Source organism: Treponema denticola ATCC 35405 (assembly GCF_000008185.1).
Taxonomy (GTDB): domain Bacteria; phylum Spirochaetota; class Spirochaetia; order Treponematales; family Treponemataceae; genus Treponema_B; species Treponema_B denticola.
Genome location: NC_002967.9, coordinates 174,575 through 187,874, shown reverse-complemented (window position 1 = coordinate 187,874; position 13,300 = coordinate 174,575). Strand labels below are relative to the sequence as shown.

The following is a 13,300-nucleotide window of genomic DNA, read 5'->3' as shown; positions in this document are numbered from 1 at the left end:
GGACTTGAAAAAATAAGTTTTTTTGGCTATCTTTATAGGGATATGTTTAATATGCGTTAGACGGATGCTTCGGGCATAGGAGAAGAATATGGATATCAAGACAAAGATAGAATTAACACCAGAAGAAGAAACAGCATTGAAAGGCATTCTTAATTGTGATGATGTAAAACTAAAACAATACGTTAATAAATTTGCATCTGCTTCGATTGAGGAATATTGTAGAATGATTTTAGGCCAAAAAGTATTTACAAGATTTAATGATATTCGAGAATATAGGTTATTTTTGATAATAAAAGAAGTATTCAATAATAGAATACCAGATGATCAAATTATTTCAGATCTATTCCAAACAACGCCCACTGAAAGTAGATCACTTGCTAGATCAATCGCATCAAAATATCAATATGAATTACGTGAAGCAATATCAGAAACATTAAAAGAAATTATTAGTAATGCATCAGAAAAAAAAGGAAAGTATGTTTTTACTTTAAATTCTTCTACAAAGGTTGAAGAGCTGAACAAGATACTAATCAGTATAGATGGAACGTTGCCAAAAATAAAAAAAGATTCCGATAGTGTTTCTCAATATATTGTTGAAAAATCAAGTTACAATAAATTGAAAGAGCATTTTGAATTATGAGTGATATTTTAACATCAATAAGTACGGTTATTACTGTAATTGCAATACTGTATAGTCTATGGTATCAAGATATTGAGAAAGCTATTGCGGAGGAACTACCAGAACACAAAGATGATCAAATTGAACCAAAGAAGAGAATAAAAACTACATTGATAAATAAAGCCATTCCATTGTTTTTTGTGAGTTTTTTATTCTTTATTATATATATTCCAGAATCAATTGGAATTGTTAAGCAAAGTATAGCTTCTGTCCAATCATCTAGTTGGAACTATAATTCAACTATGCTCGCAATTATATTTATAAATATACTAAGTTTACTAATTTCAGTTATTTTAATAGTAAAATGTATTAAGCTAATTAAAAAACTATGAAATTGCATATAGCACCCGCTTCAAACTGACATTGCAGACAATCTACAAATACAGGTTAAGCAAGTATTATGCAAATACTCTCTGTGTATGTAGAATAAAAACATGAAAATTTCTAAGCTAAACCCTGCTCTGACTTGAAAAGCCCGTAAGGGAACGGGGGGCTCTCCTCCTAATTATAGAGCCTCTATTTCTTTAATGCTTAAACCTGTAGCTTTTACAATATTTTGAATATGAAGAGTTTGCAATAAATAGCAAAATTTGAAAAAAGGAATTTCGATACGAGATATAATAATTTTCTATATTATCAGACTTTATTCTAGAAAAATGGCGGACACCAGATAACGTTCAATCTAATATAGTGCAAGAATTTTCAAAATGTGATATAATTATGACCATGAAAGTTTATCTTGATAACTGTTGTTACAATCGGCCATATGACGACCAAAATTATTTGTCGATTTCACTTGAAACACAGGCAAAGTTGCTTGTTCAGTTGCTTATAAAAGAAAAACATCTGGAACTAGCTTCTTCGTTTATTTTGGATTATGAAAATTCTTGTAATCCCTATATGGATAGAAAAACTGCCATAAAGAATTTTTTAAGCGACAATGTTTCTGATTATGTCTGTAGTGAAAAATCGGAAGAAGTCATTACAAAGGCAGAAATAGTGATGGCAACGGGAGTAAAGATGAAGGATTCTTGTCACATAGTTTGTGCTGAAATGATGAAATGTGACTATCTTTTGAGCACGGATAAAGGTATGTTGAAATATAAAATTACTTAATCCGATAGAATTCATAGATTTATTAAATGGAGGTAATAAAAATGATGACTGAAATGATTGTACCGCCGACTACGATAGAGCTTCTCTCTCGTGGTATGGAATGTCTGATAGAAACAATGGGTGTCGTTGAAGCAGAATACTTTATTGCTGCTGTACGAAGGGAACGATTCGATTATACAAAATGGCAAAGAGAATATTTTGACAAAATGGATTTAAAAACTTTTGTTAATAATGCAAAATCTCATGCTCAAAGTATGGAAAAATAAAATTACCCACCACCCGCCTCAGCTTACGCTTTTCCTCTTCCCCTACCGCTGCACCCTTCCGGAAGCATCTCCTTTTGCAAGAGTTAAAACTTCATCAAAAGAAACTTGGTTAAAGTCGCCGTTTATGGAGTGTTTTAAGCAAGAGGCGGCTGAAGCAAAGTCGATTTGTTTTTGAGGTTTAAAGCCTTTTAATTCGGCACAGATTAAGGCTGCGGCAAAACTGTCGCCGCCTCCTAGGCGGTCAACAACCTGCATTGTGTATTTTTTGCTAAAATAGGCTTTGCCTTTTGTATAAAGCATGGCCGACCAGTTGTTTTCACTGGCTGATGTGGATTCTCTCAGGGTTATTCCTACTTTTTGAAAACCGAATTTTTTGCATAACTTTGCAGCAACCTCTTTGTAGCCCTTTTCATTCAGTTTGCCGGAGCTTACAACCGTATTTTTTGAGGTAATGCCGAAAACTTGCTCTGCGTCCTCTTCGTTTGAAATACAGATATCGACAAACTCGCAGATACTGCTCATAGTTTCTTTTGCTTCATCGGGAGTCCAAAGTTTTTTGCGGTAGTTAAGGTCGCATGAAACGGTAATACCCATTGATCTTGCCGTCTTGCAGGCTTCGAGGCAAATTTCGGCAGCATTTTTACTTAAAGCGGGAGTGATCCCTGTAAAATGGAACCATGAGGCACCCTTAAAAATTTCTTTCCAGTTAAAGTCACTCAGTGAGGCTTCGGCAATAGCTGAATTGGCTCTGTCATATATTACCTTGGAGGCTCTTTGAGAAGCTCCTTTTTCTAAAAAATAGATACCTACACGCTTCCCTCCGCGGACTATGCCTGAAACATCTACCCCGTATCGACGCAAGGAATTTACTGCAGCTTGGCCTATCTCATGGGACGGCAGTTTTGTTATGTATGAGGACTGCATTCCGAAGTTGGCTAAAGAAACTGCGACGTTTGCCTCCGCTCCGCCGAAAACCAATTCCAGCGCGTCGGCTTGAACAAAACGGTTAAAGCCCGTGGGGGAAAGGCGGAGCATAATTTCGCCCATTGTTATAACTTTGGGTGCTTTGTTTGTTTCAATGCTTCCGCTTAAAGAACTTTCATTTGATATTGAGGACTTTGTTTCTGTTGAGGTTTTTGGGTATGAAAATGCGGTTAAAGCGCTTGGACTTTTTTTAGGATTACGAGCCTCTTTTACTATTTGTAATGCAATGGAAGACTCTTCTTCTATTTTTTTAAAATCTTTTGAAGATATAAGCTCTTTTGAAACCATCCAGCTTCCGCCGCAGGCTATTACCTTTGAAAAGGCTGCATATTCCGCAATATTTTGGGCGTTTATTCCTCCGGTCGGCATAAATTTTATGTTCGGGTAAGGGGCGGAAAGAGCTTTTATAAATTTTAAGCCCCCTGCAGCCTCAGCCGGAAAAAACTTGACTACTTCAAGGCCGAAGCTCATAGCCTGTTCGATTTCTCCTGCGGTGGAAACTCCCGGAATTATCGGATAGCCTAAGTTAACGCAGTGCTCTACAACCTTAGGATTGAGTCCGGGGCTGACTATGAATTTTGCTCCTGCAGCGATAGCTTTGTCGGCTTGTTCCGGAGAGAGAATCGTGCCTGCTCCTATAAGAAAATCCGGAAAGTTTTTTGCAAAAACTTTAATAGCTTTTTCGGCTGCTTCCGTTCTAAATGTGATTTCGGCACAGAGAAGACCGGCGGTAGAGAGGGCTTTCCCTAAAGGAAAAGCGTCTTTTTCATTGTCTAAAACGATGACAGGTACAATGCCTATTTTTTCTATTTGTTTAAAGATTTTATTCATATAATAAATCCCTTACTAAATTTGTTTTGTCTTTAAAATTTATATCGGGATATTTTAGCATAAATCTTATTATTTGTCACTTAAATAATCCTCCCTACAGGGAAATCAATTTTTGCCATTTTCACAGATTTTAAAACTGAAAATATGAGAAAAATGTTAGAAAGTGTTCTATTTTTCTAAAAACATAGATAGAACAAATTCAATTGTAGTATCATTTTTCAAAAATTGATTTCCGTGTATATTCTCTTGTAAAACTGCGGTGTTTGTGATAACATAAGTAATGTGGAAAATTCACATATCACCAATTAAACTATCCACTAACCATTATGGAGAAAGTATGCTGAAAAAAATATTTTTAATTGCGGCAGTTATTCTGCCGGTTATGCTTCCGCTTCAGTCGGAAATTTCGTTTAACAACCTTGCAGGGTCAGTGCAAACATTTTGGTCAGATACAAACGGACTTCCGTCAAACAGAATTCTTGACATTATGCAAGATGAAACCGGTTATATTTGGCTCGCCTCGTATGACGGGCTCATCAGGTTTGACGGGGAAGTCTTTACCGAATTTACCGAAGAGGAACATGGATTTACCGGCATATCGCCACGCGTTTTGTGTGAAGATGTACACGGCAGCCTGTGGGTAGGTACGAATGCAACCGGCTTATACGAATACAAAAACAAAACCTTCACCCGCTACGGACTGGAAGACGGACTTCCCAACTTATCTGTCCGTGCGGTTAAATTCGACAAGAACAATACCCTTTGGGTCGGAACAGCGAACGGACTGGTATGCAAAAGCGCAAGCGGCGGTTTTATGCCGGTTCTCAGCGAAGATGGGAGCGGACTCGGTCTTATTTCGTTTATATTGCCAGTGCAGGATATGGTTTTTGTCGGCACCAACCTCAAAGGCATTACGGCGATACGGGCGGGAAAGGCAGTGCCGCTGCCGTCTTTTGCTGCGGTGCAGGATTATACTTTTTCGACGGCTTATGTGTCTTCGGACGGCGTTATCTGGTTCGGTACTAAGGACGGCAAAATCGTAAAAGTAAAAGGCGATACAATTGCCGAAATTATCGATTTAGAATACCTGCGCGGTACGAGCATAAACGAATTTTTGCAAACTCTGAACGGAACATTATATGCCGCTACCAATAGGGGAGTCGTTACGCTTGGAACAGGAGACCCTGAAGCGTTTTCCGAAAGTAACGGTCTTCCAAATAATATTGTTTCAAGCCTGTGCCAAGACCGCGAGAATAATCTGTGGGTAGGGATGGAACACGGCGGTATCGGCAAATTCAGCAGAGGGAAGTTTCTCGATCTTACAAGTGAAAAGTCGTTACCGGCTGAGGCGGCAAATGCCGTTATTCAGGATGCAGATAAAAATATTTGGATTGCAAAAGACGACGGTATTGCCTGTATTAAAAGTTCCGGCCTTTCATTAGAACGCAGCGGACAAATCGATTCAGTATCGGAAATACTTAAGGGCCTTCGCGTCAGACAGGTGAGGGAAGATTCGGACGGCTCTTTATTTTTTGCGACATATTCTGATAAAGGGCTTTTAATCTTTTCCAAAGACGGTTCGATACGCAGCATTACGAAAAATGACGGACTTCCCAATAATCGTATCCGCTTTTCGTATTCCGGCAGAGACAATGTCATGTGGATAGGGACGACTGCATGTCCTGCCTTGTACTATAACGGAACGGTTACGGCATTTACCCGTGAAGACGGACTGCCGAATCTGTTTATTTTATGTGCGCTTAAAAGCTCGAACGGCAAGCTGTGGTTGGGAACGGACGGAGGTGGTGCGGTTGAAATTGCTCTGTCGGGACTTGCCGAAGGCATGCCCCGCATTCATATTGAGCGTATCCTTATAAAGGAAAACGGCTTAAGCGGAAACATCGTCTTCCGTATTGTCGAAGACAGTTACGGCAATATGTGGTTTTGTACGAGCGAAGGGCTTACTTTATATAAAGACGGCACGTTTTATTCTGCAGCGCAGGCAATCGGAAGGAGCGGCAACAGTGTATTCAATATCTTAAACGATGCCGAAAACAATTTATGGATTGTAACAGCGAAAGAACTGCTGTTCGTTAAAAATGACGCCTTTGTGCAGGCGGTACTTAACAAAACACCCGCCGAAAACCTTTTTCGATATAACCGTCTTGACGGACTGACAGGGCAATTGGCGGCAAACGCATGGGCATACATTACCGAAGACAATATTCTTTTTATTCCGACTATCAAGGGCGTTTCCGTCTGCGATCCGTCAGGCTATGTTCCCAATAAATATGAACCGCCGGTCGTTATTGAAAATATCTTTTTAGACGGCAAGCGATTCGACGCTGCGGAGGGGGTTCTTCAGGTTTCCGCAAGGATAAAGCGCATTTTATTTAAATTTACAGCACTCAGCTATACCATTCCGCAACGTGTTCAGTTTGAATATAAACTTGACGGTTACGATTCCGAATGGCGTTCATGCGGCACAACACGGGAAATTGCGTATACAAATTTAAATCCGGGAAATTACGTATTTAAAGTGCGGGCTGCGAATAATGACGGCATATTGAACAGAGACGGCTCCCGCGTTTCGTTTTATAAACGTCCGTTTTTTTATCAAACAGTTTGGTTTTATCTCTCGATGGTTTTACTGGGAAGCGCACTCATATTCTTTGCCGTGCAGCTCCGCTTTAGGGCACTGCAACACAGAGCGCAAGAATTGGACAAAAAAGTGAAAGAAAAAACGAAAGAACTTGCCGACGAAAAAGAAAAAAGCGACAAACTGTTAAAAAATACACTGCCGCTTTCGATCATCGATGAGCTTATTAAAATGGGTGAGTCAAAGCCGAAACTCTATCCTGCGGTAACGGTTTTGTTTGCCGACGTCGTAGGCTTTACCGAATGGTCGGGACACAACACCCCCGATGCGGTTATTTCGGGGTTAAACTCGCTTTTTACGCACTTTGACGGTATTATGGATTTATACGGTTGTGAGCGGATAAAAACGCTCGGTGACGGGTACCTCGCCTGTTCGGGGCTGACGAACGAAAAAAATCACGCGGAGCGGGTTGTGGATGCGGCAGTAGCGATGCTGCGCAGCTTAGAAACTTTTAACAAAGAGAACGACAGCTGCTTCAGCATTAAAATCGGTATATCTTCGGGTGCAATTACCGGCGGTATTGTAGGGGTACATAAATATATCTTCGATGTGTTCGGCGACACGGTAAATACCGCATTTCGCCTTGAATCGGTTACGTCTCCGACGGCGTGTACCGTTTCCGAGTCGACAGCGGCATTAATCCGCGGTAAATACGGGCTTCATAAGCGTCCCGACCAAAACTTAAAAGGAAAAGGGCTGATACCATGCTACTACGTAAAATATGCTGCCTCCGACAAAGTGTCCGATAGAGAAGAAGTGAAAGCCTTGTATGGACGGCTCGTAGCACTGTATAAAAATAAAGAATTCATTGAATGCCGCTCCGTCATCGCACAGCTTGACCGCACGCTCTTGGAACCCGATATCGGAAGAACTATCGCTGCGGTAATAAAACATATAGGAATGTAAGGCAGTAAGGGCAGTATATCTGCAGAATAATACGGAGCAAATATTATGTTTAAAACTCTTATGGATGCCTCTTTTATTAAAAAAATATTACAAAATTGATTTCCGTGATAATTCAGTGTCCCCTATTGACAATATCCGTTATTGAGTATATGTTTTTATACTCAAGATCCCCGCTTGTGGAGTAAGTGTGTGAAAAAGTTTACTCTGATTTTTATCTGTTCTCTGTTTTTAGCTTCGTGTATAAAGCCTGCCGAGCCTCGTTTAGATACTGTCGTAAAAGGTGTTTTTGATGCTGAAAATATATCCGTAGGTGATATACAAGTACTGGAAGGAGAATGGATTTTTATTCCAAACAAATTTGTTAGCCCTTTGGAAGATTTTACTAAATATACCCGTTATGAGAATATAAATACATCTTGGCATAAGTATGGAGACGGTTTGTCGATTTACGGATATGGGACATATGCTTTAAGAATAAAAAATCTTTCTACAAGTGGTGTATATGCAATAAAAACAGCAACAGTTTCTTCCGCCTTTATTGCATATCTTGAAGGGAAAGAAATTTATAGAAGCGGTGTTGTAGGTAATTCACGTAAATTTGAAGTCTTTAATTGGGATGCCCCGTTTATTATCCTTCCGACTTTTGGGAAGGAAGAAGTAACATTAGTTTTTCATGTTTCTAATTTTTGTGATAATAAGGCCGGTTTTTTAAAGCCCATCGAATTCGGTTTTTACTCTGATCTTTTAAATGCAAAAAATGCAAGCGTTTTAACTCTGACTATATTGGCCGGTATCCTTTTGTTGGCTGCTACATTTTTTATTTCTTTGTTTATTTTTTATCCTAAAGAAAAACAATCTCTTTATTTCGGTTTGTTGGCGGCTAATTTTTCTTTAAGAATTTGCTGCTACGATGAATTTTTACTTACAACAATAATACCCGGCATTAGCGGGGAGGCTCTTTTTAGAATAGGTTATATGACGATTTCATTGGGTATCATATTTGCAGCATTGTTTATAAACAACCTTTTTAGCAAAATAAAAAGCAGATATTGGTTTATTATGCTTGCTCCAGGAATATTGTATATTATCATAAATATTTTTGCTCCTATGAGAGTTTCATCTGCACTGCTTCAGCCTGCGCAAATCTATGTTTTATTGTTTGCAGCATATAATGTAATAATTGTTATGAAAGCCGCTTCACGGAAAGATGCATCAGCTATTCTTTTTCTGACAGGCTTTTCAATCTTTTTAATTTTAGGTGTAAGAGATGTTTTAATTGCAAATAGGATTATACAGGGTTTTTTCCTATCACATATAGGTGTTTTGGTCTTATTGATTCCAATGGCCATTGTTGTTTTGCGTAATTTTAGAGACAGCTCTGATAGGGTTATCGGAATTACAAAGCAGATAGAAGCGACGAACGAAGCTCTTGCAAAATTTGTTCCTAACGAATTTATGAATTTTTTAAGAAAAAAACATGTTGATATTAAGTTGGGGGATAATATTTTAAAAGACATGTATATAGCCTTTATTCATTTAGGAATTTATACAGGTTTGGAGACGGAAAAAGAGCGGCTGGGTCTTCTTAGAATTTATAATGATACTTTGTCAAATATCAATCCTATTATTCAAGCTCATAACGGATTTATCGACAAATATTTAACTGAAGGTTTAATGGTTCTTTTTCACGGTTCGGCAGATGATGTTATAAAATGTATGCTTAAAATTAAATCCGTAGTTCAATTTGAAAATATGGAAAGGGAAATAAATAAATTGCCTAAAATAGACCTTGCAGTAGGTATACATTATGGAAGACTTATGCTTGGTACGATTGGAGAAGAGGAAAGAATGGACAGCACAGTTATATCCGATGTTGTAAATGTTGCTTCCAGACTTCATTTTTATGCTCTAAAAAAAGGAGTAAATATTTTTATCAGTGAAGTTGTTAAAAAAAATGTAACTAATCTCCCTATAAATGAAGTTAAATTTGAATATAACGGCTTGGTAAGATTTAGAGGAAAAGATGAACCGGTTAGAATATATGAGGTAAAAAAATTATGACGGTAGAAAAGAAACGGTTATTTTTAGGATCTATTCCTTTTTGTTTTCTATTGATTCTTTTGTGTCTAACTAATTTGTTTAAACCTATTTATGAACAAAAAGTCATAAATTTGGAAGTAAAAAACGGTAAAGTGAGTCTTCCTGCTAAGACCTTATCAGGGACGGCCCTTTTTTCTTTAAGCGGAGATTTCCATTATACGCCTAATCAATTTTATTCTTTAAGAAACAGCACTGAAGAATCTTATGCTAAGGTCCCCGGTGATTTTTCAAGTAAAGATTTAGAGAATGTGTTTGGTTACGGGTCTTACGGTTTAGAATTATATGGTATGGATCCGGAAACTATTTATGCAATTCAAGTCCCCCTTATTTTTAGCAGCTGCAGTATTGTAATAAATGGAATGGATCTTGAAAGGCAGGGGCAGCCCGGTATAGATCGGGAAACGGAAAGACCGGGAACCAGATCTTCTCAAATAGCTTTTAGGCCCTTAAAAGATGGAACCTCCAATATAGTTATTAATGTTTCCAATTTTTTTAATAATAAAGGTTATATTTCAGGCCCGATTATTTTGGGGGAGTCCACTCAAATAGGAACAATGTTTAAAGAAGACCTGATTTTTTCCGGTATGATATTTGCCGTAACTTTTTCGGTTGCTTTATTTTTCTTTATGCTGTCATTTTTTCATAAAGATTCATCCTTTGTAATTTGGTTTGCTTTGACCTGTATAGTGCTGGCTTTGCGAGGGATTTTCTTTTATCCTTATATTTTTGATATTTTATTTCTCAATACTCCATGGTTATTTAATTTTATTATGAGGTGTGTTACCGTTCCTCTGCCTATAATTTTATTTACGATTTTTATAACTAAGGCTTTAAAATTACGATTTAAGATTCCTTATATAATTATATTATCCGTATCAATTTTATATGCTATTTCCACTATAGTTCTTCCGCCTGAGATTTCAACATTTTTATTGGGTTACTACCAAGTTTTTGCTTTGTTTTGTGTAAGTTATATTATCAGTATTGCAATAATAGGTTTGAAAAAAAAGAAAGAATTTTCCGTATGGATATTTACTGCGACATCTGTATTGTTCTTATTCGGTGTTTATGACTTATTTGTTTCTTTAGGCATTATATCGGGAGATTTTTTTATTCAGATAGGGACGGTTTTTGCGGTTATTATATTGTCTATAATGGTCTTGGATGACTATTCCGGTTCGATAACTAAGATAGAAGATCTAAGTGTAGAAATGAAGCTTATAAATAGATCTCTTATTCGGTTTGTACCGGATCAGATTGTAGAGCTTTTGAATAAAAAGTCCATAGCGGATGTTCAACTGGGAGATAGTGTTGAGCTTACAATGCCCATCATTTCGATAGATATCCGTTCCTTTACTCACACTTCAGAAAAACTTGCACCCAATCAAGTTTTTGAATTATTGAATGAGTATTTTGCATTGGTAGCTCCAATTGTTCGGAAATATAATGGTGTAATAACAAAATACTTGGGAGACGGTTTTTTTGCTTTATTTCCTGATGGAGCAAACGCGGCTCTTTCATGCGGAATAGCTATACAAAAGGCTATTCGCGATAATAGTATTGCAGCACCTAACTCTTCCCCTATAAAAATAGGGATAGGAATTGATATGGGTGATATTCTTTTAGGTATCATAGGCAATTCAACACGAATGGATAGTATTATTATTTCTAACGCCTACCACATCGCAGAAGTTTTGCAGGAATCTACAAAAAAATACTCTTCCTGCATTATTATTTCTGATAGAATTTATGATTCTCTTAATGATATTTCTGAACATTATATTAGGCCCATACAGAAGATTAAAAATACATTGAACAAAGATGTTTTTTTATATGAAGTATATGATGGTGATGATGATTCTATTCGTGATTTAAAATACAGCACACAGCACTATATGGAAAATGCTTTAAAGGTCTTATCGACTAAGGGAGTTGAAGCCGCCGGTAAATATTTTGATAAAATTTTGGAAATATTTCCAAATGATTATGTTGCCTTATATTATAAAAAAATGTTTGAAAAAATCAATTTAGAATAAATTTTATTTTAAGGAGAAATTTATGGCAAAGAAAGTTGTAATTGTAGGAGGCGTAGCAGGCGGGGCTTCAGTCGCTGCAAGAGTTAGACGCTTGGATGAAAATGCTGAAGTTATTATGTTTGAAAAAGGTCCCAATGTATCTTTTTCAAATTGTGCCTTACCCTTTTTCTTAAGCCGGATTGTTCCCGAAAGCGAGAATCTTGTTTTAATGACTCCTGAAAAGTTTAAGAAGCAATATAACATTATTGCAAAGACTTCTCATGAGGTATTGGCTGTCGATTCATCAAAAAAAATCGTTAAAGTAAAAGACTTAAATACCGGAACAGAATTTGAAGAATCTTATGATGTATTAGTTCTTTCCCCGGGGGCGGCTCCTGTGGTTCCGCGTTCTATAGCGGGATATGATAAGCCCCATGTTTTTACCGTAAGGAATGTTGCCGATATTAAAAAACTTGACGATTATGTTAAAGCTCAAAATGTGAAAGATATTGCGGTTATAGGTGCAGGTTTTATCGGTATTGAGGTTGCCGAAAACTTTAAGCTTGCAGGTAAAAATGTTTCCCTTGTAGAAAAACTTCCGCAGGTAATGGCTCCGTTTGATTATGATATGGTCCAAATTCTTCATAAAGAGTTGCACGATAAGGGTGTAAACTTAGTTTTAGGCGACGGTATAAAAGAGATAGGAGACGGTTTTATTATCCTTGAGAGCGGCAAAAAGCTTGATGCCGGAGCTGTTGTTTTGTCATTGGGTGTCCGTCCTGAAGTTGCTTTAGCTCAAAGTGCAGGCGTAAAACTAGGAGATACGGGAGCTATTTTAGTCGATCATAATTACCGTACCAATGTAGAAGATATTTATGCAGTAGGAGATGCTATTGAAGTAAGTCATTTTATAACTGGCAAAAAGACAAGGCTTACTCTTGCAGGCCCTGCACAAAGGCAGGCCAGAGCTGCTGCAGATGATATGTACGGTATTCCTCATAGAAACAAGGGAGTTATCGGTTCTTCGGTTATTCAATGTTTTGATTATAATGCCGCATGTACGGGTCTCAATGAAAGAGAGTGTCAAGCTCAAGGAATTAATTACGATTTTGTCTATGTTATTCCCGGAGATAAGGTAGGTCTTATGCCGGATGCTCACCCTCTTTTCTTTAAACTGATTTTTGCCAATCCTTCCGGTAAGATTTTAGGAGCACAAGCAATAGGAAAAGGAAATGTCGATAAGCGTATAGATGTTATAGCTTCATTTATTATGTTGGGCGGAACCTTGGAAGACTTAAAAGAGTTAGAGCTTTGTTATTCCCCTATGTTTGGAACTGCAAAGGATATTGTTAATCATGCAGCTCTTGTAGGTTTAAATATTTTAAACGGAGTGTATAAGCAGGTTCCTGTTACAATGGTAAGAGAGCTTGTCGAATCAAATGCTTTTATTGTTGATGTCCGCGAGCCCAAGGAATTTGAAGCGGGACATCTTTTAAATGCCGTAAATATTCCTTTGAGCCAATTACGTGAAAGAATGAATGAGATCCCGAAAGATAAACCGGTATATGTACATTGCCGCTCAAGCCAGAGAAGCTACAATGCTCTTTGTGCTTTAAAAGGTAAGGGATATAAGAACATAGTAAATATTATGGGCTCATTTTTAGGTATAAGTGTTTATGAATACTTTAATGACATTACTCAAAACCGAAAGCCGATAGTTACTAAATATAATTTTAGATAGGAA

Annotated in this window: 9 protein-coding genes; 8 read left to right on the top strand and 1 reads right to left on the bottom strand. The window is 37.5% G+C overall.

The window, feature by feature from the left end:
• The first annotated feature begins 88 nt into the window (after positions 1 to 88).
• The 4 genes from TDE_RS00780 to TDE_RS00765 all read left to right on the top strand — a co-directional run bounded on the left by TDE_RS00780 (position 89) and on the right by TDE_RS00765 (position 2,061).
• Positions 89 to 640, top strand: a complete 552-nt coding sequence (locus tag TDE_RS00780; RefSeq protein WP_002673158.1) for a hypothetical protein — start codon at positions 89 to 91, stop codon at positions 638 to 640.
• Positions 637 to 1,011: a hypothetical protein gene (locus TDE_RS00775; RefSeq protein WP_002673160.1), complete on the top strand. Its 375-nt coding sequence runs from the start codon at positions 637 to 639 to the stop codon at positions 1,009 to 1,011. Before TDE_RS00780 ends, TDE_RS00775 begins: the two co-directional genes overlap by 4 nt.
• Positions 1,012 to 1,399: 388 nt before the next feature.
• Entirely contained in the window at positions 1,400 to 1,795 is a 396-nt protein-coding gene (locus TDE_RS00770; protein WP_002681037.1) for a hypothetical protein, read from the top strand.
• Positions 1,796 to 1,836: 41 nt separating this feature from the next.
• Entirely contained in the window at positions 1,837 to 2,061 is a 225-nt protein-coding gene (locus tag TDE_RS00765) for a hypothetical protein (protein ID WP_002681036.1), read from the top strand.
• A gap of 42 nt (positions 2,062 to 2,103) precedes the next feature.
• Here the strand turns inward: TDE_RS00765 and TDE_RS13335 are convergent, their stop codons facing one another.
• The gene (locus tag TDE_RS13335) at positions 2,104 to 3,876 is read right to left on the bottom strand and encodes a KHG/KDPG aldolase/sugar kinase fusion protein (RefSeq protein ID WP_002681035.1); all 1,773 of its coding nucleotides are present in this window, start codon (positions 3,874 to 3,876) and stop codon (positions 2,104 to 2,106) included.
• Between the two features lie 337 nt (positions 3,877 to 4,213).
• Here TDE_RS13335 and TDE_RS00755 point away from each other — a divergent pair, with 337 nt between their 5' ends.
• The 4 genes from TDE_RS00755 to TDE_RS00740 all read left to right on the top strand — a co-directional run bounded on the left by TDE_RS00755 (position 4,214) and on the right by TDE_RS00740 (position 13,297).
• Entirely contained in the window at positions 4,214 to 7,441 is a 3,228-nt protein-coding gene (locus TDE_RS00755) for a two-component regulator propeller domain-containing protein (protein WP_010956687.1), read from the top strand.
• 189 nt (positions 7,442 to 7,630) lie between these two features.
• Positions 7,631 to 9,502, top strand: a complete 1,872-nt coding sequence (locus tag TDE_RS00750) for an adenylate/guanylate cyclase domain-containing protein (RefSeq protein WP_002681033.1) — start codon at positions 7,631 to 7,633, stop codon at positions 9,500 to 9,502.
• Positions 9,499 to 11,577 carry an adenylate/guanylate cyclase domain-containing protein gene (locus TDE_RS00745; protein WP_002681032.1) on the top strand — a complete coding sequence of 693 codons (2,079 nt, stop codon included), beginning with the start codon at positions 9,499 to 9,501 and terminating at the stop codon, positions 11,575 to 11,577. The genes TDE_RS00750 and TDE_RS00745 overlap by 4 nt, the downstream gene beginning before the upstream one ends.
• Positions 11,578 to 11,599: 22 nt before the next feature.
• On the top strand, positions 11,600 to 13,297 hold the full coding sequence (locus TDE_RS00740) for an FAD-dependent oxidoreductase (RefSeq protein ID WP_002681029.1): 1,698 nt from the start codon (positions 11,600 to 11,602) through the stop codon (positions 13,295 to 13,297).
• Positions 13,298 to 13,300 lie beyond the last annotated feature (3 nt).